Source organism: Micromonospora yangpuensis, from assembly GCF_900091615.1.
In the GTDB taxonomy this organism is placed as follows: Bacteria; Actinomycetota; Actinomycetes; order Mycobacteriales; family Micromonosporaceae; genus Micromonospora; species Micromonospora yangpuensis.
On record NZ_FMIA01000002.1, the window covers coordinates 2,323,142 to 2,347,395 of the forward strand.

22 protein-coding genes are annotated in these 24,254 nt (G+C 72.4%); 11 read left to right on the forward strand and 11 right to left on the reverse strand.

What is annotated here, in order from left to right; translation table 11 throughout:
* Positions 1-17 precede the first annotated feature (17 nt).
* The 4 genes from GA0070617_RS10650 to GA0070617_RS10665 all read right to left on the reverse strand — a co-directional run bounded on the left by GA0070617_RS10650 (position 18) and on the right by GA0070617_RS10665 (position 5,116).
* Positions 18-1,907, reverse strand: a complete 1,890-nt coding sequence (locus GA0070617_RS10650; protein ID WP_091435989.1) for a hypothetical protein — start codon at positions 1,905-1,907, stop codon at positions 18-20.
* Positions 1,904-2,236: a 4Fe-4S dicluster-binding protein gene (locus tag GA0070617_RS10655; protein WP_091435992.1), complete on the reverse strand. Its 333-nt coding sequence runs from the start codon at positions 2,234-2,236 to the stop codon at positions 1,904-1,906. The genes GA0070617_RS10650 and GA0070617_RS10655 overlap by 4 nt, the downstream gene beginning before the upstream one ends.
* 74 nt (positions 2,237-2,310) lie before the next feature.
* A complete protein-coding gene (locus tag GA0070617_RS10660; RefSeq protein ID WP_091435995.1) occupies positions 2,311-3,810 on the reverse strand; it encodes a glutamine synthetase family protein in 1,500 nt (499 codons plus the stop codon).
* Positions 3,811-3,817: 7 nt separating this feature from the next.
* Positions 3,818-5,116, reverse strand: a complete 1,299-nt coding sequence (locus GA0070617_RS10665) for an amidase (RefSeq protein ID WP_229688335.1) — start codon at positions 5,114-5,116, stop codon at positions 3,818-3,820.
* Between the two features lie 314 nt (positions 5,117-5,430).
* Between GA0070617_RS10665 and purB the strand changes: the two genes are divergently transcribed.
* Positions 5,431-6,702, forward strand: a complete 1,272-nt coding sequence (gene purB / locus GA0070617_RS10670) for an adenylosuccinate lyase (RefSeq protein WP_091436001.1) — start codon at positions 5,431-5,433, stop codon at positions 6,700-6,702.
* The gene (locus GA0070617_RS10675; RefSeq protein WP_217628784.1) at positions 6,699-7,103 is read left to right on the forward strand and encodes a GNAT family N-acetyltransferase; all 405 of its coding nucleotides are present in this window, start codon (positions 6,699-6,701) and stop codon (positions 7,101-7,103) included. The genes purB and GA0070617_RS10675 overlap by 4 nt, the downstream gene beginning before the upstream one ends.
* Before the next feature lie 24 nt (positions 7,104-7,127).
* Here GA0070617_RS10675 and GA0070617_RS10680 read toward each other — a convergent pair whose 3' ends face one another.
* Both GA0070617_RS10680 and GA0070617_RS10685 read right to left on the reverse strand, forming a co-directional pair.
* Positions 7,128-7,943 (reverse strand): carbon-nitrogen hydrolase family protein, encoded by an 816-nt coding sequence (locus GA0070617_RS10680; RefSeq protein WP_091436004.1) that lies wholly within the window; start codon positions 7,941-7,943, stop codon positions 7,128-7,130.
* A 32-nt stretch (positions 7,944-7,975) separates the two neighbouring features.
* Entirely contained in the window at positions 7,976-9,184 is a 1,209-nt protein-coding gene (locus tag GA0070617_RS10685; protein WP_175440490.1) for a nitric oxide synthase oxygenase, read from the reverse strand.
* Positions 9,185-9,588: 404 nt separating this feature from the next.
* On the opposite strand from GA0070617_RS10685, the gene GA0070617_RS29865 reads away from it, so the two are divergent.
* From GA0070617_RS29865 to GA0070617_RS10710, 3 genes are read left to right on the forward strand one after another with little or no spacing between them, the layout of a single operon-like run.
* Positions 9,589-10,548: a ParB N-terminal domain-containing protein gene (locus GA0070617_RS29865; protein WP_139135634.1), complete on the forward strand. Its 960-nt coding sequence runs from the start codon at positions 9,589-9,591 to the stop codon at positions 10,546-10,548.
* A 49-nt stretch (positions 10,549-10,597) separates the two neighbouring features.
* Positions 10,598-12,163 carry an FAD-dependent monooxygenase gene (locus tag GA0070617_RS10705; protein WP_091436012.1) on the forward strand — a complete coding sequence of 522 codons (1,566 nt, stop codon included), beginning with the start codon at positions 10,598-10,600 and terminating at the stop codon, positions 12,161-12,163.
* 2 nt (positions 12,164-12,165) lie between these two features.
* Positions 12,166-12,894 carry an SDR family oxidoreductase gene (locus GA0070617_RS10710; RefSeq protein WP_091436014.1) on the forward strand — a complete coding sequence of 243 codons (729 nt, stop codon included), beginning with the start codon at positions 12,166-12,168 and terminating at the stop codon, positions 12,892-12,894.
* Positions 12,895-12,962: 68 nt separating this feature from the next.
* On the opposite strand, the gene GA0070617_RS10715 is transcribed toward GA0070617_RS10710, so the two are convergent.
* Positions 12,963-13,754 carry an alpha/beta fold hydrolase gene (locus tag GA0070617_RS10715; protein WP_091436016.1) on the reverse strand — a complete coding sequence of 264 codons (792 nt, stop codon included), beginning with the start codon at positions 13,752-13,754 and terminating at the stop codon, positions 12,963-12,965.
* 86 nt (positions 13,755-13,840) lie between these two features.
* On the opposite strand from GA0070617_RS10715, the gene GA0070617_RS32010 reads away from it, so the two are divergent.
* The 6 genes from GA0070617_RS32010 (at position 13,841) to GA0070617_RS10750 (ending at position 19,982) form a co-directional block, all read left to right on the forward strand.
* On the forward strand, positions 13,841-14,029 hold the full coding sequence (locus GA0070617_RS32010; RefSeq protein WP_268239684.1) for a hypothetical protein: 189 nt from the start codon (positions 13,841-13,843) through the stop codon (positions 14,027-14,029).
* Between the two features lie 268 nt (positions 14,030-14,297).
* A complete protein-coding gene (locus GA0070617_RS10725; RefSeq protein ID WP_091436022.1) occupies positions 14,298-15,302 on the forward strand; it encodes a methyltransferase in 1,005 nt (334 codons plus the stop codon).
* A gap of 52 nt (positions 15,303-15,354) precedes the next feature.
* Positions 15,355-16,581, forward strand: coding sequence for an FAD-dependent monooxygenase (locus tag GA0070617_RS10730; protein WP_091436024.1), 1,227 nt, complete (start codon positions 15,355-15,357; stop codon positions 16,579-16,581).
* A 332-nt stretch (positions 16,582-16,913) separates the two neighbouring features.
* On the forward strand, positions 16,914-18,443 hold the full coding sequence (locus tag GA0070617_RS10735; RefSeq protein ID WP_091436026.1) for an FAD-dependent monooxygenase: 1,530 nt from the start codon (positions 16,914-16,916) through the stop codon (positions 18,441-18,443).
* 124 nt (positions 18,444-18,567) lie between these two features.
* Positions 18,568-19,344: an SDR family oxidoreductase gene (locus GA0070617_RS10740; RefSeq protein WP_091436029.1), complete on the forward strand. Its 777-nt coding sequence runs from the start codon at positions 18,568-18,570 to the stop codon at positions 19,342-19,344.
* Between the two features lie 191 nt (positions 19,345-19,535).
* Positions 19,536-19,982, forward strand: coding sequence for an aminotransferase class I/II-fold pyridoxal phosphate-dependent enzyme (locus GA0070617_RS10750; protein WP_229688318.1), 447 nt, complete (start codon positions 19,536-19,538; stop codon positions 19,980-19,982).
* A 128-nt stretch (positions 19,983-20,110) separates the two neighbouring features.
* On the opposite strand, the gene GA0070617_RS10755 is transcribed toward GA0070617_RS10750, so the two are convergent.
* The 4 genes from GA0070617_RS10755 to GA0070617_RS10770 form a co-directional block, all read right to left on the reverse strand.
* Positions 20,111-21,223 carry a ScyD/ScyE family protein gene (locus GA0070617_RS10755; protein ID WP_175440491.1) on the reverse strand — a complete coding sequence of 371 codons (1,113 nt, stop codon included), beginning with the start codon at positions 21,221-21,223 and terminating at the stop codon, positions 20,111-20,113.
* Positions 21,224-21,406: 183 nt separating this feature from the next.
* On the reverse strand, positions 21,407-21,961 hold the full coding sequence (locus GA0070617_RS10760) for a cupin domain-containing protein (protein ID WP_091436036.1): 555 nt from the start codon (positions 21,959-21,961) through the stop codon (positions 21,407-21,409).
* Positions 21,962-22,009: 48 nt separating this feature from the next.
* Positions 22,010-22,723: an antibiotic biosynthesis monooxygenase family protein gene (locus tag GA0070617_RS10765; protein WP_091436039.1), complete on the reverse strand. Its 714-nt coding sequence runs from the start codon at positions 22,721-22,723 to the stop codon at positions 22,010-22,012.
* A gap of 41 nt (positions 22,724-22,764) precedes the next feature.
* Complete coding sequence (locus GA0070617_RS10770; RefSeq protein WP_091436041.1) at positions 22,765-24,249, reverse strand: FAD-dependent monooxygenase; 1,485 nt, start codon at positions 24,247-24,249, stop codon at positions 22,765-22,767.
* Positions 24,250-24,254 lie beyond the last annotated feature (5 nt).

The following is a 24,254-nucleotide window of genomic DNA, read 5'->3' on the forward strand; positions in this document are numbered from 1 at the left end:
GGCCCGTACCACCGTGGTCAGCGCGCGGCCGTGCCGGCGGCGATGCTCGACCAGTGCCACTGGGAGTCGAAGGCGTTCACGGTGAGGTCGGTACCGTCGGCGACCAACCTCGCGGCCGCACTGGTCGCCGCGGCTACGAAGCCCGACAACCGGTGCGCGACCAGCAGGTCCTGCTCGGTGAAGGGCGGCCCCTCACAGCGCAGCAGCCGCACGTCGACGAAGCCGGCGAAGCGCCGACCCAGGATCTCGACCGGTTGCGGGCTGCGGATGCTGAACCGCACCCGGGCCGCCAGGTGCCCGTGGTGGTGCTGATCGGAGAAGTGGGCGATGTCCGGTATCGCGGGCGGCACGAAGTGGTCCCGGGCGGCCACCTCCGGCACCTTGGGCAGGTTGCCCGCGATGAAGTGCCACGAGTTGTACTGCATCCGGGCCGACATCGCCCAGGCGGCGTCGGCGAGCTGGGCCGGGGAGCCGTCGAAGTGCCGACGTGCCTCGGCGGCGGGCACCACACAGCAGAAGAACTCCGGCAGCTCCCAGTCGGTGATGCGCGCCCAGTCGTTCTCCCGCAACGCCCGGATCAGCTCGGGCAACGAGCGCATCCCCCGACTCATCGCGAAGTCGACCTCGAACACAGTGGTGGCCGCGGACGCGGTCTCGTACACCAGGGACTCCAGGCCGGTCGCGAACTCACCGTGCGGCTTGGCCAACCACGACGGGTCGGCCGCCACCGCCCGTCCCAGCGCGGCCAGGTCCGCACCGGCCACCGGCAGCCGCTCCCGCAGCCGGGCGGCGAGCGCCTCCTCGCGCTCGCGGACCGTCGGCGGCCGGGGGCCGGCGACGCGCTCGATCTTGTGCATCAACGCGCCGTGGATCTCCCGGTAGAGCTGGACGTCCGGCCCGAACCCGGTGCGCCGCCGCCGCAGCGCGTCGGCGAGCGTCAACAGCTCGTCGACCCGGGCCGCGCCGGCCGGTCCCACTGGTTCGCCACCCGGGACGGCGGCGTACCGGACGCGGGTGCGCTCCAGCAGCTCCGCGACGTGGTCGAGGGTGAGCTGGGTGCTGTTGGCCTCCTCGATACGGGCGAAACCCGCCGAGCGCACCAGCACCGTCAGACAGACCACCAGCACCGCGTCGTTGTCCGACCAGAGTGCCAGCGGTACGCCGGTGAGCGCGCTCAACGCGCAGTCCGGGTGGCCGGGCCAGAGGGTCTTGCCGGTGAGCGTGTTCTGCTCCCGGAAGTTCGTGTAGCGCCGGTTCTCCTGGTAGAGCACGAACGGCGCGGTCCGCTGCGCCGCCTCCTTGAGCAGTTCGAGCAGCTCGTCGCGGCCGGTGGGGCCGGCCGCCGCCAACCACGCCCGGCAGTCCCGCACGCTGTCGGCGTAGCGCGCCCGGGCCGGCGGCAGCCGGTCGTGGTAGTCGTCCAGCGCCCGTCGTGACCACGGCACCCGCAGCACGCGGCCGACCAGGTCCGCCTCGTCGGCCAGCGGTGGCCCGGACGGCACCCGGAGCAGGACCCGACCACCGGTGGTCAGACCGAGCTCACCGAGAAACGCCGGCGGCCCCTCGGCCGGCTCGTCGGCGGCGACCGTTCCGGCCCGCCAGGAACGGCCGAACAGCACCGCCAGGGCCACCTCGTCGGCTACCCGGAGCGCCCGCAGCTGCACGTCGGCCGGGATCCGGCCGCCGAGGGTCAAGAGGGTCTGCACCGCCTCCGGCAGCGGTTGCGCGGTGGCCGCCTGCCAGACCCCGGCGAGCAGACCGGGAAAGCCCGCGGTCGGGTCGAAGGCCCGGTCCGGGGTGTCGGCCTTGCCACCGGGCGTGCCCAGCCGGCTGGGCCGGCGGCTGAGCCGGGCCCGGGCGTTCGCCGCCCGCCGGGAGGTGTCCCTCGGCTCCTGCGGCGGGCTCACGGGGTGCCCTCGGCGGTGAGGTCGGCCAACGCCCACAGGTCGCCGCCGGTCGGTGACCAGTCCTCGTCGACGTAGATGCAGTCCACCGGGCAGACCAGGACGCAGGCCGGGCAGCCGGAGCAGAGCTCCGGGACGATAATCACGTCCAGCCCCCGGTCGAAGATCGCACCGAACTCGGGTGGGCAACTGCGCAGGCAGGAGTCGCAGGTGATGCACTCCGAGCGTTCTATCCGGCGCGGCGGTTTCTTCCAGTCGGCGTTCCTGGACCGGCTCGTGATCCGCTCCGACCGCGCCTTCACGGCCGCTGGCGGAGCATTCTTCTGCGGCATTCTCACTCCCAGCCTTCGGCTCCGTCGAGCCATGTCGTCGACAGTTGTGGTGGTGGACCGGTGCGGGCGCCGGATCAGTACACCGGGAAGTACTCGCGGTGCTCCCATTCGGTGACCTGGTCGCCGGTCGGCGCGGCGGTGGCGCACCAGGTCTCGTACCGGGTCGCCTCGCTCTCCTTGAGCTTGGCCAGGCAGAGCGCGAGCGGCTCGCCGAGCAACCGGGGCACGTGCGGGCTGGCCCGGAAGGCGGTCAGCGCCTCCCGCAGCGAGTGCGGCAGCTCCTCGGTGCCGCCGGCCGCCGGTTCGCCGAGTCGACCCTCGATCCCGTCCAGGCCGGCGGCGAGCTGTGCCGAGATGGCCAGGTACGGGTTGGCGCAGGGCTCACCCACCCGGTTCTCCACGTGGGTGGTGCCGCCGGCGCCGAGCACCCGCAGCATGGCGCTGCGGTGCTCGTACCGCCAGCCGATCCGGGTGGGCGAGAGGGTGTGGTCGGCGGCGAGCCGCCGGTACCCGTTGACCGTCGGCACCGACAGCAGGCAGTAGTCGCGGGCCCGGGCCAGCAGTCCCTCCACGTACGCCTTGCCCTCGGCCGACAGGCCCTCGGCGTGCTCGTCGGAGCCGAAGACGTTGCGACCGGTGGTCGTGTTGAGCACCGACTGGTGCAGGTGCCAGCCGCTGGGGTCGAAGCTGTCCAGGCCGGGCAGCGCCATGAACGAGGCGTGGTACCCCGACCGCGCGCACTCCCGTTTGGTCACCGTGCGGAACAGCAGCATGGCGTCGGCGGCGTCCAGCGCGGTGAGCGGGTCGAAGGTGGTCTCCACCTGGCCAGGACCGGACTCGTGCTCGATGGTCCGCAACGGCAGGCCCAGATCCCGCAGCACCCGGGACAACGGGTGGGTGACCGGGGCCACGGTGTCGGCGTAGGCGTCCAGGTTGAACTGGTAGCCGGCGTTGACCGCGGCCACCGTCGGTGCCGCCCCCTGGGTGCCGAACCCGTTGCCGGCGTTGCCCGCCGGCCCCGGCAGCAGCCGGGTCAGGTACCACTCGACCTCCAGGCCGATCACCGGGGCCAGGTCGCGGGCGGCGTACTGCGCGCAGACGCGGCGCAGCAGGTGCCGGCCCGACAGCGGATGCCGGGACCCGTCGCGCAGGTACTCGTCGCCGAGCACCCAGGCCACCCGCGGCCCCTCGCCGGGCAGCACCTGGAAGGTGACCGGATCCGGGACGACGACGAAGTCGCCGGCGCCGGTCAGCTCGCCGATGCCCACCCCCGGGTCGTCGGCGAGGAAGTCCACCGCGACGGCGTGCCCGGTGTCGAACAGGAACGGCCCCGGGCTGAAGTCCATCCCGTTGCGCAGCGCGCCACGGAAGACCGCCGGGGTGAGGGTCTTCGACCGGGCCAACCCGTGCGGGTCGCAGAAGACCAGCCGGACCAGGTCGACGTCGGCCAGGACCGCCTCGACCTGTTCCGCGGCGGCGTGCTGCCGGTCGTCCCACAACTGGAACTCCCGGACGAACGCCGGACGCCCCACCCCGTTGTCCGGGTAGGGCAGGGACCACTGCCGGGTGAACATCGACTCATCAACCCTTCGTCGCTGGTTCGGGGAGCGCGGGCAACGGCGACAGCAACGCCTCGATCTGCGCGGCGGCGGCCAACAGGAGCCGGTCCCCGCCCACCGGCCCGACGAGTTGCACCCCCACCGGCAGCCCGGCGGAGGTCAGACCGACCGGCAGCGAGATCGCCGGCTGGCCGGTCATGTTGAACGGGTACGTGGCCGGTGACCAGGCCAGCCAGCGCAGCTCGGCCGGGTCGGCGGCCCAGGCCGGGGCGATGGCGTCGACGTCGAACGGTTCGATCGGCACGGTCGCCATGGCCAGCAGGTCGTAGCGGCCCCACACCGCGCCGAGGCCGGCCCGCAGCCGTAGCCGGGTCTCCTCGGCCCGGGAGACCGCCGCGCCGGTCACCGTGCGGCCGTACCGCACGATCGCCAGCCGGCCCGGGTCGCAGAGCTCCTCGTCGGCGGCGCTGGTGCCGGCGGCGTCCGCGGCGGCCAGGGTGTCGACCAACGCCGGGTACGGGTCGTCGAAGGGCAGGTCCAGCCGTTCCAGCCGGTGTCCCAGCTCGCCGAGCACCGGGTGCAGGCGTTCGCTCACCGACCGCACCTCGTCGGCGGTGCCGGGGAACTCCAGCCAGCCCACCCGCAACCGGGACGGCTGCCGCTCCACCTCCGGCCAGGCCACGCCGGAGTCCGGATCACCGACGTCGAAGCCGGCGATGACGTCGGCGACGGCCGCCACGTCGGCCACGGTGCGCCCGATCGGGCCCAGGTGGGACAGCCGGTCGGCGCAGGGCGGCACGTAGGGGACCCGGCCGAAGGAGGGCTTGTAGCCGACCACGCCGCAGAAGGCAGCCGGAATCCGGATCGAGCCCGCCCCGTCGGTGCCGAGCGCCACGGTGCAGAGTCCGGCCGCGACCGCCGCGGCCGAGCCGCCACTGGAGCCGCCGGCGGTACGGCTGCGGTCCCAGGGGTTGCGGGTGGGCGGGGCGACCCGGCTCACCGTGCTGGCGCTCCAGCCGTACTCGCTGGTGGTGGTCTTGCCGACCACGACGGCACCGGCGGCGCGCAGCCGGGCCACGACGGGCGCGTCGACGTCGGGCCGGTCGTTGGCCAGCCGCGAGCCCCGGGTGGTCGGCAGGTCCGCGGTCTGGATGAGGTCCTTCACCGCCACCGTGACGCCCAGCAGCGGCCGGTCCCGCCAGGCGTCCGCCCCGGCCACCCGGATCAGCAGGTCGTTGGCCTCGGCGGCGCGCAGCGCCTCGTCCGAGGCCACCCGGAGGTACGCCCCCAGGCCGGGATCGGTGTCCCCGATCGCGCGCAGGGTCGCGGCGACCTCGTCGCGGACGGTGGACTGGTGGTCGAGGAGGAGTCTTCTCGTCTCAGCAATGCTCAGGAACGTCAACCCGCATTCCTTTCATCACTGGTCGCCATCGGCGCGAAAATCGTACGAAGTGGCCCGTGCGCAGGTCAGTCAACGTCGATGAAACTCCGATTAAACGTCCGTCCGGCGGCTCGTTAACGGGCTCGGACAAGTTCCGGTCGGACAGAAATGCGACGATTGGCGCTGCTACCATCGCTCCAGTTCGCGACGGCGTGATTATCCGCCCGGCGGAAATCGAAAGAGGTGGCCCCGAAATGATTTCCCGGTACACGTTGCCCGAGATGGCCGACCTGTTGTCCGACGACGCCCGGTACCGGACCTGGGCCCGGGTCGAGGTGCTCGCGACCGAGGCCCAGGTGCAACTCGGCCGGGTCCCCGCCGCCGCGCTCGACGACATCCGGCGGGCCCCCGCCCCCTCGGCCCGCCGGGTCGCCGACCTGGAACGCGAGCGGGACCACGAGATCCTGGCCTTCCTGGCCGCCTACTGCGAGGGCATCCCCGAGGACTCCGCCCGCTGGGTGCACCTCGGAATGACCAGCTACGACCTGGTCGACACCGCGTGGGGGTACACCCTGTCCCGCGCCACCGACCTGCTGCTGGAGGCCGCCGACCGGCTGCGCGTGGTGCTGACCCGCCGGGCCGTCGAGCACTGGGGCACCGTCTGCATCGGGCGCACCCACGGGGTGCACGCCGAACCGACCACCTTCGGGCACAAGCTCGCCTCCTTCGCCTTCGCCGTCGACCGGGGCGCGCGGCGGCTGCGGGCGGCCCGCGCCGAGGTCGCGGTGGGCACGATCTCCGGCTCGGTCGGCACGTACGCGCTGATCGACCCGTTCGTCGAGCGGTACGTCTGCGGTGAACTCGGCCTCGGCGTCGAACCCGCGCCCAGTCAGGTGGTGGCCCGGGACCGGCACGCGCAGCTGGTGCAGGCGGTGGCGACGCTCGGCGCCTGCGTCGAGCAGATCGCGGTGGAGCTGCGGCTGTTGCAGCGCACCGAGGTCCGGGAGGTCGAGGAGCCCCGCTCGATCGCCTACCAGGGGTCGAGCGCGATGCCACACAAGCGCAACCCGACCACCTGTGAACGCCTCTCCGGGCTGGCCCGGATCCTGCGCGGGTACGTCGGGGCCACATTGGAGGACGTCGCCCTCTGGCACGAGCGGGACCTGGCCCACTCGCCGGTCGAGCGGGTGGCGTTGCCCGACGCGCTCGCCGTCGGGCACTATCAGCTCACCGCCGCGGCCGATCTGGTGGAACGGCTGACCGTCTTCCCCGAGCGGATGCGGGCGGCGGTGGGCCAGACCAACGGCCTGGTCTACAGCTCGGTGGTCCTGGCCGAGCTGCTGGAGCAGGGCGTCGAGCGGGAGAAGGCGTACCGCATGGTGCAGGCCGCGGCCAACCGCACCACCGAGACCGGTGAGGACTTCCGCTCGGCGCTCAGTGGCGAGGGGTTCGACCCCGGCCCGCTGGACCCGCAGCGGTTCTTCACCCACCACGACGTGATCCTGGACCGATTGGAGTCGCTGTGACGAAGTGGAAGACCGAGCGGGTGGCCGGCACCGACCTGGACGTACGGGAGGTGCTGGCCGTCTACGCCTCGTCCGGTCTGGGTGAGCGCCGGCCGGTGGAGCAGGCCGAACGCTTCGCCGACATGGTGCGCAACGCCAACCTGGTGGTGGTGTGCCGGGCGGAGGGGGAACTGGTCGGCATCGCCCGCAGCATCTCGGACTTCTCCTACGTCACCTACCTGTCGGACATCGCGGTACGTAAGGAGCACCAGCGCGCCGGGGTCGGTCGGGCGTTGATCGAGGCCACCCGCCAGGAGGCCCCGCTGGCCAAGATCGTGCTGCTCTCGGCCCCCGCCGCCACCGAGTACTACCCGCACCTCGGGTTCACCCCGCACCACTCCGCCTGGGTGCTCAACCCCTGACCGGGGCGGCCCGGCCGGCGGGGCTCAGGCGGTGCCGGGGCCGACCAGGTTCCGGGGGTAGGTCGTCCGGGCCGAGGTGGCCTGTGCCAGGTCGATCGCCCGGGTCAGCAGCGGTTCGTGCCGGCTGGTCCGGGCCAGGACGGTGCCCTCGGGGTCGATGATCCAACTGGACCCGCCGAACTGCGGCTGGCCCGGCGGAACCGGTGCCCCGTCGGCCACCACCCGGTTGGACGACAGGCAGAACGCCCCGCTGGACACCGCCGTCGCCCGCCCCGCCACGAGCCAGTTGTCGGTCCAACCGCCCGAGGTGGCGCGGGGGGTCAGGATCAGGTTCACCCCCGCCTGCGCGGCGGTCCGGGCCCGTTCGAAGTGCCACAGCTCCGAGCAGATCGAGGCGGCGAGGACGGCGGGGCCGTAGCCGACGCCGGTCGGTGCCGGCTCGGGACCGGCGGCGAACCAGGTCGCCTCCCAGTAGCCCTCCTCGGCCGGCAGCCGGCTCTTGACGTGCAGGGCGCGGTAGCCGTCTCGGGCGGTCCAGAGGAACGCCTCGTTGTACCGCCGGCCGCCGCGCTCGACGGGCCGGCTCGACACCACCGCCGGCACCCCGAGGTCGGACAGCCGCCAGACCCCGGCGTCGTGTGCGGCCACCGCCGCCCGCCAGCGGTCCAGGGCGAAGGCCGGCTCGCCGGCCAGCCACGGCGAGAACGGCATCTCCGGCAGCAGGAGCAGGTCGGTCTCCTCGTCCCGCAGCCGCTCACCCAACTCCGACCACTGCGGGGCGTCGGCGGGGGCGTCAGCCAACTCGCAGACCGTGACCCGCATCGTCGCCTGCCCGGTCATCGGCGGACCTCCAAGGGTCGTGGATCGTGCGGTCACCGGCGGAAGAAGTTCGGTCGAATCACCGTCGAGTCGTACGTCTCGCGGTACACCGGGGTCGCGGAGCCGGCGATCGGCGGCACGATCCAGCCCCACTCGGCGTACACGGTCTCGCCGGCGCGCCGGCGGGCCTGAGTGTAGCGGTGGAACTGGTCGGTCATGGTGTGGTGATCCACCATCCGCACCCCGGCCGCCTCGAAGGAGGTGAGCACCGCGACCGTCAGCTCGATCAAGGCCCGGTCCTTCCACAGGGTACGGTCGCCACTGGTGTCCAGCCCCATGCCCTTGGCGATGGTGGGGAGCAGGTTGTACCGCTCGACGTCACCGAAGTTGCGGGCGCCGATCTCGGCGGCGACGTACCAGCCGGTGAAGGGCGCGCCCGGGTAGACCACGCCGCCGATCTCCAGCTGCATGTCCGACACGGTGGGATAGGCGTACCAGCGCAGGCCGAGGTCGGCGAACCAGTCGTAGGAGGGGTGGGTGATCGGGATGTCCGGGCAGGTACGCGGGTCGAGCTCGCGCCAACCGCAGCCGTCGCGGCCGTGCACCAGGACGGGGAGCCGGTCGAACATGCCGGACCGGGGCTGCCAACCGGCGCCGACGAGCAGGTCGGTCAGCTCCGCGTTGGCCGGGTCACCCCGCACACTGCCGTCCGGCTGCCGGTAGCCGGCGTACCGGACGAGCTGCGCGTTGGCCACCGAGGGGCCCCGTGCCCCGGGGGCGTCGGGCGCGAAGACGGTGATCACCGGGCGGATGCCGCCGTCGTGGTACGCCCAGTCCAGGTGCTGCTCCAACTCCTGGACGACCCCGTCCACAGTCGCCACGTCCCGGCGGTCCCGCACGATCAGGGTGCGCCAGTAGAGCTGGCCGATGCAGCGGGTGTGGTTGCGCCAGGCCAGCTTCGCGCCGTACTCCAGCTCCTCGAAGGTGTGCGCGTAGGTCCCGGTCGAGGCGATCTCGGCGAGCACCGCGAGCCGGCGCTGCCGGTGGCGCCGGGCGTCCCAGCCCAGGTCCTGGGCGCAGGTACGCAGAAAGGCGACCGCCTCCTCGGCGAGGCTGGTCGGCCGGCGGTCGGCGCTCAACGGGCGCTCGCCGGGATCGGTGGGTGCGGTGGTGGCCGCGGTGACCGGGCAGCCCGATCCGGGCCGGCCCACCCGTGCTGTCTCCAGGTCTGCCGGTTGTTCGCGCACGCACGGTTCGCTCACCCGACTGTCCGCCTTCCGGTACCGATCGCGATCCGCCGCCCCGACGGGGCACAGCGGTGTCTGCCGGCGGTTCCCCTGACACGCCGATTCGCAAGGTAGAGAGAGTGGTTAACGAATGCGGCCAACGAACATGAAATAGCGATTGAACGCTCCGCTGTGGTGGCCGGACCGCTGGCTGCCGGCGGCCGCAAAGCATTCCGGGTAGCGACGATCGGGAATGTCAGATCCCGGTCAACTGTCGGTGGGGCGCAGGTCAGGATCGTGGCGCGGTCCGGTCAATCAGCCGCCGGCCGCATTGCCGGCCCCGATCACACCGGCCTAGAGTTCCACCGAAAGCGGTCGCCGGACTCCTGTGTGTACAGAAGGAGTGATAGCAGGTGGACAGTCATGGAGTAACCGGACCGGTGCCACCTCGTACGGCACGGGTGCCGATCGCGTCGGTGGTCGCCGGCGAGACCCCCCGCCTCGACGGGATCAGCGCCGAACACGTCCACCTCCTGGCCACCGCGGCCGGCCCGCTGCCGCCGGTGCTGGTGCAGCGGACGACCATGCGCGTCGTCGACGGCCTGCACCGGCTGCACGCCGCGATCGCCGCCGGTCACGACACCATCGAGGTCGAGTTCTTCGACGGGCCGGAACGGACCGCGTTCGTCGAGGCGGTGCGGGCCAACATCAGCCACGGTCTGCCGCTGACCCTGGCCGACCGGCGGGCCGCCGCCGAGCGGATCGTCCGGCTCTGTCCGCAGTGGTCGGATCGGATGGTGGCGGCCGTGGTGGGGCTGTCGGACAAGACCGTGGCCAAGGTCCGCCGGGGCGCGGCCACGGACGTGCCGCCGCCGGACACCCGGATCGGCCGGGACGGGCGGGCCCGGCCGGTGAACAGCACCGCCGGTCGCTGGATCGCCAGTGAGCTGATCGAGCAGCGTCCGCAGGCCTCCCTGCGGGAGATCGCCCGGGAGGCCGGCATCTCCGTGTCCACCGTGCGGGACGTCCGGCAGCGGATGAGCCGGGGCGACGCCCCGGTCCCGGCCCTGTCGGCCGCGGTGGCCGACCCCCCGGTGGCCGTGGGGCCCCCGGTGGCCCCCGACGGCAGTTCCCTGCTGGAGGGGCTCAAACGCGACCCCTCGCTGCGCTACAACGAGGTGGGTCGGGAGCTGCTGCGCTGGCTGGAACTGCGCACCATCCGCACCACCGAACTGGGCGGGATCGCCGAGCGGGTCCCGCCGCACGCGGCGGTGATCGTGGCGGGCGTGGCCCGCCGGTGCGCGGCGGTCTGGGAGAACCTGGCCCAGGAGCTCGAACTGCGCACCGACGCCCCGGCCGAGGCCACCCGGCCGCCGGTGCGCCCCGGCTGCCGGAGCTGACCCCGGTACGACCTTGACCAGTTTCTCCGTCTCCAGACCAGAGGACGACATGGGTGACACCGATCCGGACGTGATCATCGTAGGGGCCGGGCCGGTGGGCCTGATGCTGGCCGGGGAGCTCCGCCTCGGCGGAGTCGACTGCGTGGTGCTGGAACGGTCCAAGGAGCCCACCGACCAGTCCCGCGCCCTCGGCTTCACCGCGCGCACCATCGAGACCTTCGACCAGCGGGGCCTGCTGCCGCGCTTCGGCACCGTCGACACCATCCCGGTGGGCCACTTCGGCGGCGTGCCGCTGGACTACCGCGAGATCGAGGGCGGCTCCTACGGCGCCAAGGGGGTGCCGCAGTCGCTTACCGTCGCGGTGCTCTCCGACTGGACCCGGGAACTCGGCGTCGACGTACGGCGAGGGTGGGAGGTGGTGGGGTTCACCGCCGGCGCCGACGGCGTCGAGGTCGAGGTGGACACCCCCGACGGGCCGCGCGTGCTGCGCGCCGCCTACCTGGTCGGCTGCGACGGCGGTCGGAGCACGGTCCGCAAGCGCGCCGGTATCGGCTTCCCCGGCTACGACGCCCGGATCGAGATGTCCTTCGCCGAGGTCAGCGGGGTGCGGGTGCGTCCCCGGCCGAACGGTGAACGGGTCCCCGGCGGCCTGGTCCTGGCCTTCCAGCAGGGCCCCGAGCTGTTCCGGGTCACCTACCACGAGCGCGGGGTGGTGCCGCGTCGCGGCGACGAGCCACCCACCTTCGCCGAGGTCGCCGCCGCCTGGGAGCGGCTGACCGGGGAGGACATCCGCGGCGGTACCCCGCTGTGGGTCGGCCGGTTCACCGACGCGAGCCGGCAGGCGGGTGAGTACCGGCGGGGTCGGGTGTTGTTGGCCGGGGACGCGGCGCACATCCATCTGCCGATCGGTGGTCAGGGGATGAGCGCGGGGGTGCAGGACGCGGTCAACCTGGGGTGGAAGTTGGCCGCCGAGATCAAGGGGTACGCCCCGGCCGGGCTGCTGGACACGTACCACACCGAGCGGCACCCGGTAGGTGCCCGGGTCATCCTCAACACCGTCGCCCAGCGGCTGCTCTACCTCGGCGACGACCAGATGCTGCCGCTGCGGGAACTCTTCGCCGAGCTGATGACCCAGGAGTCCGTCCGGGCGCACCTGATCGGCATGGTGACCGGCCTGGACATCCGGTACGACGTCGGCTCCGGCGACCACCCGCTGCTCGGCCGGCGACTGCCCGACCGGGAACTCGTCGGCGTCGAGGCGGGGTCCACCTTCGGACTGCTGCACCCCGCCCGGGGCGTGCTGCTCGACCTGGCCGGCTCCGCCACGCTGTGCGACGCGGCCGGACCGTGGGCCGACCGGGTCGACACGGTCACCGCCCGGCTGGCACCGGACGGCGTGGCCGAACAGTTCGACGGCGTCGACGCGCTGCTGGTCCGCCCGGACGGGTACGTCGCCTGGGTCGGCGGCCCGGGGGCCGCCGGTGGTGTCCCGGTCGGCGGCCCGGGGGCCGCCGGCAATGCCCCGGTCGGCGGCCCGGGGGCGGTGGCGTCCGGGCTGGTCGACGCGCTCACCCGCTGGTTCGGCCGGCCCGCCGGCCCCCGAGGCAAGGAGTAGCCGTGTCAGCCGAACCGATCGCCCTGGTCACCGGGGCCAACAAGGGAATCGGTCTGGAGATCGCCCGGCAGTTGGGCCGGCGTGGGACCACCGTCCTGCTCGGGGCGCGCGACCCCGACCGGGGTCGGCGGGCGGCCGAGGCGCTGACCGGCGCGGGACTGTCCGCCGTGGCGCTGCGGCTCGACGTGACCGACGGCCGGTCGGTCGCCGACGCGGCCGACCGGATCGGGCAGCGGTACGGGCGGCTGGACATCCTGGTCAACAACGCCGGCATCGCCGGTGCCTTCACCGGTCCGCCCAGCGAGGTGACCCTGGCGCAGCTGCGCGAGGTCTACGAGACCAACGTCTTCGGCGTGGTGGCGGTGACCAACGCGATGCTGCCGTTGCTGCGACGTTCGGCGGCCGGGCGCATCGTCAACATGTCCAGCGAGGTGGGATCGCTGACGGTCAACTCCGCACCGGACTCCCGGTTCCGCGACTACCACCAGCTCGCGTACCAGTCCTCGAAGACCGCGTTGAACGCGGTGACCGTCGCCTACGCCAAGGAGCTGCGGGACACCACGATCAAGGTCAACTCCGCCAACCCGGGCTTCACCGCCACCGATCTCAACCACCACCGCGGCCACCAGAGCGTCGAGCAGGGCGCGGTGGTGGCGGTCCGGCTGGCCGCCCTCGGCCCCGACGGACCCACCGGCACCTCGCAGGACGACACCGGCATCATCCCCTGGTGACCGGGCACCGCCGGGAACGTGTCAGGGGCGGGCCCGTGGATCGGGCCCGCCCCTGACACGTGTGTCGTTCAGGCCTCGGCCCGCTTGCCGGTGACGAACTCGACAACCGCCGGGCAGAGCACCTCCGCCGGTACCTTGTGCCACACCCCGGGCAGCGTGACCTGCCGGCCGTTGGGCAGCGCGGCGGCGGTGGCCTCGGCCGCCACCCGGAGCCACTCGCTGGTGCTGTCGCTGTTGATGACCAACGTCGGCACGTCGAGCCGGGCCAGCCGCTCGACCGGCAGCCGGCCGTCGCCGCAGACCGCGGTGTCGTACGGCAGGGTGTGCGCGACCGCCTCGTTCGCCGGCCACATCGGACCGGCCCGCCAGGTGGCGATCTCCTCCGGGGTGAAGCCGACCATCCCCTCCAGGAAGTACTCGGCGGCGGCGCCGCGCTTCTCCTGGTCCAGCAGCGACTGCAGGTGCTCGGCGAAACCGTCCGGCGGGCGTTGCTGGCCGGGCATCCGGTAGGGCGGTTCGAGCAGGACCAGCCGGGTGATCCCGATGTCGGCCATCGCCGCCTCCAACGCCAGGATGGCGCCGCTGGAGCCGCCGAAGACCGCCGCCTCGCCGCCGGCCTCGGCGATCACCGCCGCCAGGTCCTCGATCTCCCGCTCCACGGCGTACGCGGGGGAGTCGCCGCTCTCGCCACGTCCCCGCCGGTCGTAGACATAGGTACTCAGGTACGGCGCCAGCCCGGGAACGATCGGGTTGAAGATGGTGTGGTCCCGGAACCCGCCACCGAGGAGTACGAGGGGAGGGCCGTCACCGGCCTGTTGGTAAGCGATCGTGGTGCCGTCCCGCGAAACGACCTTGCGCATCACGCTCTCCTGTTCCGGTGTCGTCGTGCGTCCGGGACCCCACGCACCGTTGCCGGACCGACGCCCGCACGGAATCCACCGTGCACATGACGCCGATCACTGCGGTGTACGTGGTGATCCGGATGGATAACGCGATAACAGCCGAGGCGCAGAATCCGCCCCGCCGCCAGTCCCCCGACCGCCGCGCCCAGGCCGGAAATTACCCACCCACCCCCACCACCGTCAACACCCACCCCGCCCCCCGCCCCACGGTGATCATGAAGTTATTGCCGTGACCCGCCGGTGTGGGTGACGACAACTTCATGATCACCGCGAAGGGGGTGGGGTGGGAGTGCGGGTTTCCGCGGTTGTACGGGGGTGTGGTCGTACGGTTGTTGGGCTTGTTGGGGCGGTCTATTCTCGGCGGGAAGTGAGCCACGCTGTCTGGTCGGTGCGTGAGAAACCGGCCCTTCGAGGTGGCAGGAAAAGGGGCCGGTCGCCATTTCTGGTGACCGTGCGACCAGGAATCCCAGAATGGCCGTGAATACCGTGGGAGGTATCCGCATGTCCTCCGTGCCCGCTCCATTCGCTCTCCTCGACCTGATTCAGGGTTCGATGGTCACCCAGGCGATCCACGCCGCCGCCACGCTCGGCATCGCCGACACCCTCGCCGAGGGGCCGTTGAGCGCCGAGGAGATCGCCACCCGGGTCGGGTCACACCCCGACGCCACGTACCGGTTGCTCCGGCTGCTCGCCAGCCGGTCGATCTTCGTCGAGCGCGACGGCACGTTCGCGCTGACCCCGATGGCCGACGCCCTGCGGGCCGACGCGCCGATGTCGATGCGCCGGATCGCCCTGCTGATGGGGCACCCCATCCACTGGGAGGACTGGAACCACTTCACCGAGACGATCCGGACCGGTGAGCCGAGTCTGCCCAAGGTCCGGGGCATGAGCGCCTGGGAGTTCTTCGGCACCAACCCCGGGTACGCGCAGGTCTTCTTCGAGGGCATGGGCAACCTGTCCGAGATGGAGACCGAGCCGCTGGTCGAGGCGTACGACTACACCCGGTTCAACAAGATCGTCGACGTCGGTGGTGGTCAGGGCACGCTGCTCGCGGCCATCCTGAACAAGGCGACCGACGCCAAGGGCGTGGTCTTCGCCCCCTCGGTTGCCGAGGTGGCGCAGCAGGTGGTGGAGCAGGCCGGGGTAGCCGACCGGTGCACCGTCGAGCCCGGCAACTTCCTGGAGAGCGTCCCGACCGGCGGCGACGCGTACCTGCTCAAGCACATCGTGCACGACTGGCCGGAGGCCCAGGCGGTCGAGATCCTGAAGAAGGTCCGGGAGGCGGCCGGACCGGGCAGCAAGCTGCTGTTGATGGAGTTCGTGCTCCCCGAGGACAACGAGCCGCACAGCGGCAAGCTGGTCGACCTGTGGCTGATGCTGCTGGTCGGGGGCAAGGAGCGGACCGCCGCGCAGTACTCGGACCTGCTCGCCAAGGCGGGTTTCCGGCTCACCGGGGTCACCACGACGACCTCGCCGATCGCTATCGTCGAGGCGGAGCCGGTGTGACCGGTACCCGCTCGGACCGCTCGCCGGTCCCGGACGGACGAGGGTGGAAACCATGACCTCCCAGACCCGAAGCGCGCTTGTCGTCGGCGGTGGCATCGCCGGCCCGGTGGTGGCGATGGCGCTGCAGAAGGCCGGCGTCGAGGCCACCGTGTACGAGGCGTACCCGAGTCCGGCCGACAGTGTGGGCGGCGGGCTGAGCATCGCCGCCAACGGACTGAACGCCCTCGACGTGATCGGCGTCGGGGACGTCGTACGTCGGGTCGGCACGCCGATGCGGGGCACCGTCATGCAGAACTGGGCGGGCAAGGTGCTCGCCGAGTTCAGCCCGCCGGCGCACCTGCCGCCGGCACAGTTCGCCTGGCGTGGCGACCTGTACCGGGCGTTGTCCGACGAGGCGACCCGGCGCGGCATCCGGACCGTCTACGGCAAGCGGCTGGTCGCCGCCACCGACACCGGTGACCAGGTGGACGTCTCCTTCGCCGACGACACCCGGGCCAGCGCCGACGTCCTGGTCGGCGCGGACGGCATCCGCTCCACGGTACGGTCGCTGATCGATCCGGGCGCGCCGCGCCCCGAGTACGCCGGCCTGCTCGGTTTCGCCGCCCCGGTGGCCGACACCGGGCTACCGCCGACCCGGGGCCGGCTGCACCTGAGCTACGGCAAGCACGCGTCCTGCGGCTACCTGGTCTACGCCGACGGTGCGGGCGGCTGGTTCGTGAACCTGCCCCACCGCGAGCCGATGACGGTGGCGCAGGCCCGGGCGGTGCCCGCGCAGGAGTGGCTGCGGGTGCTGCGGGAGGCGTTCCGGGACGATCGGTCCCCGGCGCCGGAGCTGTTGCGTAGCAGTGATCCGGCGGACCTGCTGATCACCGGCCCGCTGGAGACCATGCCGACGGTTCCGACCTGGAGCCGGGGCCGGATGGTGCTGGTGGGTGACGCGGTGCACGCCGCCTCACCCAGTTCCGGGCAGGGCGCCTCGATCGCCGTGGAGAGCGCGGTGCAACTGGGTAGGTGCCTGCGGGACCTGCCCTACGGCGAGGCGTTCGCGGCGTACGAGCGGCTACGCCGGGAGCGGGTGGAGCGGATCATCAACGCGGCGATCCGGACCAACCGCAACAAGGCCAGCCCGGTGGCCCGGATGGCGCGCGACCTGTTGATGCCCATCGCGATGAAGGTGGCGATGCGGATGGTCAAGCCGGAGAAGATGGCCTGGCAGTTCGAGTACCGCATCGACTGGGACGAGCCGGTCGTCACGCCCGCGGGTAGCGCCCACGCGTGAGCCGGTCGGTCGGCCCGACGCGATTCGGTCGAGTGCATATCGCCGGACGAGCCGGGCCGCCGACCGGCGACGGGGATCGTCGGCAAAATGACAATCGCCGCCCCGACGGCTGCTTTTGATCATGTCGGTAAGGGCCATACCGCACAAAGGAGGGAAACCGACCATCCACAGCGGCCTGCCGGCATCCGGCGACGGCACTGTGGCAGTAGGAGAGTTGATATTCAGCACGTTGTATCCTAGCCTTGGCGCTGGCGTTCGACGTCCTGGCAGGCATTCTCGTGTCTGATCCCTACCCTGTATCACACGGCTGAAGCACATGGGGAGAGCCGAAAGTGAATGCTGGCGTAATCGTTGTCGGCGCCGGACCCGTCGGATTGATGCTCGCGGGTGAGCTCCGACTTGGTGGCGTGGACGTCGTCGTATATGACAAGTTGCCCGCTCCGTCGGGCGAATCACGGGCCCTCGGTTTCACCCGGCGGGTGGCCGAGGTGTTCGAGCAGCGCGGACTGCTGTCCCGCCTCGGTGAACTGACCCAGGGCCGGCAGGGCCACTTCGGTGGCGTCCGCATCGATCTCGGCCGGCTCGACGAGAGTCACCACGGGGTGTTGGGCCTGCCTCAGTCTCGGACCGAGGAGATGCTGGCCGGCTGGCTGGCCGAGCTCGGTGTGCCGGTCCGGCGCGGGTACGAGGCGGTCGAGGTCCGGCAGACCGGGCAGGACGTGACGGTCGTCTTCGACGGACCGCAGGGTCGGCACGAGGCGACCGCCGGTTACCTGGTGGGTTGCGACGGTCCGCAGAGCACCGTGCGTACGGCGACCGGCTTCGAGACCACCGGATGGCCGGCCACCCGGGGCATGTACATGGCCGACATCACCGGTGTCGAGCTTCGCCAACGTCCCATCGGCGAGCGGGTGCCCGGCGGCAACATGGTCCTGGCGACCGACCTCGGTGACGGCTACTACCGGGTCCTCATCCACGACCGGAGCCTGCGGCCCCGGCCGGACTCCGAGCCGCTGACCTTCCCCGAGGTCGCCGACGCCTGGCAGCGGATGACCGGTGAGTCCATCCACGCGGCCCGGGCGCGCTGGACGTGCGCGTTCAGCAACGCCGCCCGGCTCGTCACCGAGTACCGGCGCGGCCGGGTGCTGCTCGCCGGGGACGCCGCGCACGACACCCCGCCGTTGGCCGGCTGGGGGCTGAGCGTGGGCATCCAGGACGCGGTCAACCTGGGTTGGAAGCTGGCCGCGGTGGTCGGGGGTCGGGCACCGGAGAGCCTGCTCGACACGTACCACACCGAACGGCATCCGCTGGGCCAGCAGTTGCTGCGCAACACCCACGCCGCCTCGACGCTCTACCTGACCGGCGACGAGCTGGAGCCGCTGCGTGGCGTCCTGCGCGAGCTGGTGGAGCACCGCGACGCCGCGGGCCACCTGGCCGGAATGGTCAGTGGGCTGGGCATCCGGTACGACCTGGGCGACGGCCGGCACCCGCTGCTGGGCCGGCGGATGCCGCCCGACCGGGAGCTGGTACGGGCCGACGGCAGCCGGACCCGGGTCGCCGAGCTGCTGCACGCCGGCCGTGGGGTGTTCGTCGACACCGGCCACGCCGTCGAGCCGGACGGTTCCGGCACGACGGCCGGGGCGGTCGCCGGTTGGTCCGACCGGGTCGACGTGGTCACCGGTGACTGGGTCCAGGACGGGCCGGGTGACCCCGCGTACGCCGCGTTGGGCTCGGTGCTGATCCGGCCGGACGGCTACCTCGCCTGGGTGGCGCCCGACGGCGGCGACCTCACCGAGGCGCTGGACCGCTGGTTCGGCGCCGCCCGTTCCGCCCTACCCGCCGAGCCGGCCGCCGTGTCGTGACTGTCCCGTCGGTGACGCAGGAACGCCCGGTCGGGCTGACCGGGCGGTTCGTGGGTGGTGGGCGCGTTGATCTCGACCCATGGCCAGTGGGATCGACAACCATGGACGATTGAATAGGAGAACCATGGAGAATTCAGCGAGGACCGCACCCATTCTCGTCACCGGTGGCACGGGCACGTTGGGCAGCCACGTCCTGCCGCGGTTACGTGAGGCCGGCCGTCAGGTCCGGGTGCTCAGCCGGAGCAGCCGTCCCGCCGCCGACGGCGTCGAGTACGTGACCGGGGACCTGCTCAAGGGTGAGGGGGTCGAGTCGGCGGTGGCCGGCGTCGGGACGATCCTGCACCTGGCCGGTGGTCCCAAGGGCGACGACGTGGCGACGCGCAACCTGGTCCAGGCCGCTGCCAAGGCCGGCGTGCGGCACCTGGTGTACATCTCGGTCATCGGGGCCGACCGGGTTCCGCTCGGCTACTTCAAGGCCAAGCACGGTGCGGAGCAGGCCGTCAGCGGCTCCGGTATTCCCTGGACGACGCTGCGCGCCGCCCAGTTCCACGACCTGGTCCTGACGGTGTCGGAGAAGATAGCGAAGATGCCGATCGTCCCGATCCCGTCGGTGATCCGGTTCCAGCCGGTCGACTCGCGCGACGTGGCGGACCGCCTCGTCGAGCTGACCCTCGGTGAGCCGGCCGGTCTCGTGCCCGACATCGCCGGCCCGAAGGTCGCCCCGCTGGCCGACCTGATCCGCGGTTACCTGCAGGCCCGGGGCAAGAGCAAGCCGTTCCTGTCCATGCCGTTGCCGGGCAAGCCCGGCAAGGCGTACCGCAACGGGGACAACCTCACCCTGGAGGGCGCCCAGATCGGCAAGCGCAGCTGGGAGGAGTTCCTGGCCGAGCGGGTGCGCTGACCGCACCACACGGATTCCGCCGGCCCCCCGGGCGCGCCGGACCTACGGTCGAGCAGACCGGGGCCCCGCCGCGCCGTCGGGGGCGGCGGCGTTCACCCTGCAGCACGACGACACAGACCAGAACGACCAGCGCCGCCCCGAGCGAGGCCGGGGTGACGGTCTCGCCGAGCAGGACCGCCGACCAGAGCAGGGTGAGTACCGGCTGGGCCCGACTGCGCTCGACCCGGCTGCTCGACGACTTCTTCGTCGCCGGCCCGTTGCAGCAGGCCACCCTGGAGTTCGTCACCGCACCGGCCTGGCCGCGACACCGCCGCAGCCTGCGGACCGCGCTGCGGGTCCGGCGCGAGGCGTTGTTGGCGGCGCTGAACCGGCACCTGCCCGGGCTGGTACCGGCGTCGGTCCCGCGCGGCGGCCTGCACCTGTGGGTCCGGCTGCCCGACGGCACCGACGACGTCGCCCTGGCCGCCGCGGCGGCCACCGAGGGCGTCGTCGTCTTCCCCGGCCGACCCTGGTACGCGGCCGAACCGCCGGCTCCGCACCTGCGACTGACCTACGCCGCAGCCAGGCCCGAGGAGATGGACGAGGCCGTCCGCCGGCTGGCCCGTGCGCTCGACACCGGGCGGGTCCAGCGGACCTGACGGGCAGCCGCCCGCCGGATCTTCGTGCGGCCGGCCGGGCTCCGCCCCCAGCGTGACCCCCGGCGGCATGACACGGGGGCGCGTCCCCCGGCGAGGCCGGGGAACGCGCCCGTGGTCGTACCGGTGGGTCAGGGCAGGGTCAGCCGGACGATCTCGCCGCCGCCCGGCGAGGCGACACCCTTGTTGGAGATGTAGGCCTTGTTACCGGAGACCGCGATCCCGGAGGGGGCGATCAGACCGGTCGGCGCCCAGCGGGTCTTGGTGCCGTTCTTCTCCACCCGGACGACCTCGCCCTGGCTGGGCGGGAAGAACGCCCCGTTCTGCGCCATCGACAGGGTCAGCAGCCGGCCCTGGGCGTCGAAGGCCAGGTCGATCAGGAGGGTGAAACCGTCGGCGTAGACGGTGGGGGCCTGGCCCGGCACCACCCGGTAGACCCGGGCCGTGCCGGTGCCCGAGGGGCTCAGCTCGGCGACGTACAGTGCGCCGTCCGGCCCGACCTCGACGGCGGTCGGCGCGCTCTGCACCACCTGGCCACCGATGGTCTTGGTGGGCAGGGCGGCCAGGGTCTGGACGGTCCCGTTGGCCCGGACCCAGAGCAGCGAGTTGGCACCCGTGTCGACCACCGCGAAGCCGTCGCCGTAGGCGGTCATGCCGTACGGGTTGGACTCCTTCTCCGCCCCGGTCGGCGCGCCCGCGCCACCGTCGGGGTTGTTCGTCACCTCGTACACGCCGAAGTCGGCACCGAGCTGCGGCGTCGTCGACGGGTACGTGAAGGTCAGCAACCGGCCCATCTCCGGGCCGTTGGCGCCGAACGGGTTCGCCCCGGTCACCGGGTTGACCCCGGAGGCCAGGTTGGACATGAGTACGGCCGGCGTCCCGTTGCTGGACAGCGCGATGTCGGCCGGGCCGACCCCGTACGCGCCGTCGGCCGCGTTGCCCAGCGACGGCAGGTTCTGCACGATCCGCTGCACCTGGCCGCTGGTCACGTACGCGACCGAGCCGGTCCGGCCGAGGCACTTGGTGCCCACGCACTGCAGGTTGCCGCCGGTGCCCGCCTCGGCCACCACCACCTGGTTGCCGACGGCGATCAGGTGCCGGGGCTGGTTGAGGCCGGTGGCGAAGACGGTGAGCTGCGGTGTCGACGTGGTGCCCCTGGGGCCTGCCTGGGCGGTGGCCGATCCGGAGACCAGCAGGGTGGCCACGGCGGCGGACACCAGCAGCGCCCGCGCCTTGAGGTTCATCATTCTCGTTCTCTCTCTGTCGTCAGTTCCGGCCACGCCTGGGGCGTGGCCGGGGCGGGGCAGCAGCGGTGCCCTGGCGCGGGCACCGCAGGCGTCATCGCCGGCCGGCCGGGGTGGCCGTCCGTACCGACGGTGGTGCCGTATGTGGGGGAGCCCGGGGTGGTGTACCCCGGGCTCCGCGACTCAGGAGGGTGCCGCTGTCCGGACCAGGCCGGCGGCCTCCGCCGCGGCCCGCTCGGCCTCGGCGTCGGCGCGCGCCGCCTCGACCAGCTCACCGGTCGGGGTCAGCCGGAACGGGGCGTCACCGGCGAGCTTCCAGTCGAAGCCCTTCGCGATCTCGAAGAGGTCGGCCTGGGTCAGCGGGCCGCCGCGCTCCTTCTCCACGTTGAGCGCGGTCGGGTGGTAGTTCTCGTACCCGCCGGGCATGTGCAGGGTGAGGAAGTGCGCCTCCGTGGTGGCCGGGGTCGCCCAGGTGTGCTCCGAACCGCGGCTGATGTGGGCGAGACCGCCGGCGCCCAGCTCCACCACCTCGCCGTCGACGTACATCACCAGGGCACCCGAGACGACGAAGTAGGTCTCCTCGGAGTTGGGGTGGGTGTGCAGCGGCGGGCCGGCGGTGGCGGCGGCCACCCGGGCCTCGACGAGGGCGGCGGCCCCTCCGGTGGCGGCGCTGGAGAGCACGATCTCGAAACCGCGGCGGCCGTCAGGGCGCTGACCCGGCAGGACGATGGTCGTCATGGCTACCTTTCGCAGGACGATGAGCAGAGGTGGGAGGGGATACGGGTGCTACCGCACCGGGTCCGGGGTGCGCTCTGCCGAGCGGGTGTGCACCACCCGGTAGGTGTTCGAGATGTAGCGCGTGGTCAGCGCGTCCACCCGGGCCTGCATCTTGCGGCGGGGCGCCGGCCACTGCTCCGCCGGGAAGTCCCGGTACTCCTCGTAACGCTCCTGGGACTCCCACTGGGCGTAGCGGACCACGAAGGCGCCCTCGTAGCCGCGGGCACCGATGCCGCGCAGCACCGTGTGCGACCGGTAGCCGGGCACATTGCCCAGCCACTTCACGGTCGGGCCGAGCGCGTCGACCAGGTCGTCCTGCCCGTCGGCGTCGACCCCGAAGAACTCGATGACGGTGTAGTCGCCCCGGTCCGGGGAGACCTCGACCGCCTCGCCGCCGGCCCGGCCGACCTGGGTGTAGGCGACCTGGTTCTGCAGCAGCATCATCGACGTGGTGATCTCACTGAACGTCGGGATCGTACGGTGCTTGAACTTGTCGTCGGCGTAGCGCGCCTGCAGGTCCTCGACGCCGCGCCACTGGATGAAGTTGGCCGTGCCGGCCTTCTCCACCCCGCTGTGCACGGTGCTGGAGATCCAGCCCGGGAAAGCGGCGGTGTCCACGATGGCGCGCATCTCGTCCAGCAGCCGGTCCTGCTTCTCCGGGGCGTCGGTGGTGAAGACGTTGAGGACGGTCAGGTAACCGTCTTCGGCAGATACCTTCGGCATGTCGTTCCTCTTTCGGTGACGGCGGGACAGAGGGATCCGGTTCAGCGGGACGGGCCGAACCAGCGGGACAACGCGTCGTCGAGACCGCCCGCGCCGGCACCGGTCGGTGCCAGCCAGGCGACGTAGCCGTCCGGGCGGACCAGCAGCGCGTCCAGCCCGGCGAGGGGCCCCTGCCCGCCGTCGGCGTGCGGGGTGGCCTGGACCGTGTCGACCCGGTCGGCCCAGCCGGTGGCGGCGGTCGCGGCGGCCTGGTCGTCGCCGAGGACGAACAGCACACCGCGCCCGCGGTGCAGCTGCTCGAAGGTCGAGGACTTGCCGTCGGCGCCGACCAGCTCCTGGTTGGGCAGTCGCCGGCCGAGCAGCGGGTGCTCGTCGGAGCCCACGTCGTAGCGGGTGTCCAGGCCGGTCACCATGCCGACCAAGTGCCGCTGGACCTCCGGGTACGCCACCAGCTCACCGAAGAGCTCCCGCAGCGGCTGCATCTGGTCGCCGCCCAGGTAGAGCCAGCGTTGGGCGAGGGTGTTGGCCACCACCCGGGCGTCGACCGGGTGCCGTTCGCTGTGGTACGTGTCGAGCAGCCCGGCCGGGGCGTACCCCTTGATCTCGGCGGCCAACTTCCACCCCAGGTTGACCGCGTCCTGCACCCCCGCGCTCATCCCCTGACCACCGATCGGCAGATGGATGTGCGCCGCGTCCCCGGCCAACAACACTCGACCCCGCCGGTACTCACTCGCCTGCCGGCTGGAGTCGGTGAACCAGCTGACCCAGAGCGGCCGGCCGCCGGAGATGTCCTCCCCGGTCAGCCGCTGGAAGGTCTCGGCGACCTGGGCGAAGGTCGGCGGCTCCGAGCTGCCCCGCAGGCCGGCGGAGTGCTCGTAGACGACTACCCGCTGGGCCACCGGACCGAGCGGCAGCACCATCACCATGCCGCCGGGCACCCGCTCGCCCGAGAAGCGCAGCCGCAGGTCGCAGCCGGCCACGTCGGCCAGCCACATCTCCATCGTCGGCTCGGTGCCCGGGAAGTCGATCCCGGCCAGTTTCCGCGTCGTGCTGCGCCCGCCGTCCGCCCCGACCAGGTACTTCGCCCGCAGCCGGGTCGAGCCGTCCGGGGTGTTCACCTCGACCTCGACGCCGTCGGCGCCGGGGGAGATCCCGGTCACCTCGTGGCCCCGGCGGACCTCGGCGCCGAGCTCCGCGGCGCGCTGGGCGAGCACCCCCTCGGTACGCGACTGGGGAATGCCCCGGGCCCCGTAGGAGCCCCCCTCGATCACCCGGTAGTCCAGCGGCACCCCACCGAAGTGGCCGAACGGGATCGTGCCCACCTCACCGAATCGCGCCAGCAGTCCACGCTGGTCGAACTCCTCGATGGTGCGGGCCGAGAATCCGAGCGCGCGGGATTGTTGCATTGGTTCGGTGAGCCGGTCCAGCACGATCGTCGAAACGCCGTTGAGGCGTAATTCCCCGGCGAGCATGAGGCCGGTAGGACCGGCGCCAACGATAATCACGTCCGCATCGAAACTGTCCATTTCGC

Coding starts and splice junctions, on each gene's coding strand:
- GA0070617_RS10655 (WP_091435992.1), bottom strand. CDS start 2,236: ATGCCGCAGAAGAATGCTCCGCCAGCGGCCGTGAAGGCGCGGTCGGAG.
- GA0070617_RS10660 (WP_091435995.1), bottom strand. CDS start 3,810: ATGTTCACCCGGCAGTGGTCCCTGCCCTACCCGGACAACGGGGTGGGG.
- purB (WP_091436001.1), top strand. CDS start 5,431: ATGATTTCCCGGTACACGTTGCCCGAGATGGCCGACCTGTTGTCCGAC.
- GA0070617_RS10680 (WP_091436004.1), bottom strand. CDS start 7,943: ATGACCGGGCAGGCGACGATGCGGGTCACGGTCTGCGAGTTGGCTGAC.
- GA0070617_RS10705 (WP_091436012.1), top strand. CDS start 10,598: ATGGGTGACACCGATCCGGACGTGATCATCGTAGGGGCCGGGCCGGTG.
- GA0070617_RS10715 (WP_091436016.1), bottom strand. CDS start 13,754: ATGCGCAAGGTCGTTTCGCGGGACGGCACCACGATCGCTTACCAACAG.
- GA0070617_RS32010 (WP_268239684.1), top strand. CDS start 13,841: ATGACGCCGATCACTGCGGTGTACGTGGTGATCCGGATGGATAACGCG.
- GA0070617_RS10725 (WP_091436022.1), top strand. CDS start 14,298: ATGTCCTCCGTGCCCGCTCCATTCGCTCTCCTCGACCTGATTCAGGGT.
- GA0070617_RS10730 (WP_091436024.1), top strand. CDS start 15,355: ATGACCTCCCAGACCCGAAGCGCGCTTGTCGTCGGCGGTGGCATCGCC.
- GA0070617_RS10740 (WP_091436029.1), top strand. CDS start 18,568: ATGGAGAATTCAGCGAGGACCGCACCCATTCTCGTCACCGGTGGCACG.
- GA0070617_RS10755 (WP_175440491.1), bottom strand. CDS start 21,223: ATGAACCTCAAGGCGCGGGCGCTGCTGGTGTCCGCCGCCGTGGCCACC.
- GA0070617_RS10760 (WP_091436036.1), bottom strand. CDS start 21,961: ATGACGACCATCGTCCTGCCGGGTCAGCGCCCTGACGGCCGCCGCGGT.
- GA0070617_RS10765 (WP_091436039.1), bottom strand. CDS start 22,723: ATGCCGAAGGTATCTGCCGAAGACGGTTACCTGACCGTCCTCAACGTC.
- GA0070617_RS10770 (WP_091436041.1), bottom strand. CDS start 24,249: ATGGACAGTTTCGATGCGGACGTGATTATCGTTGGCGCCGGTCCTACC.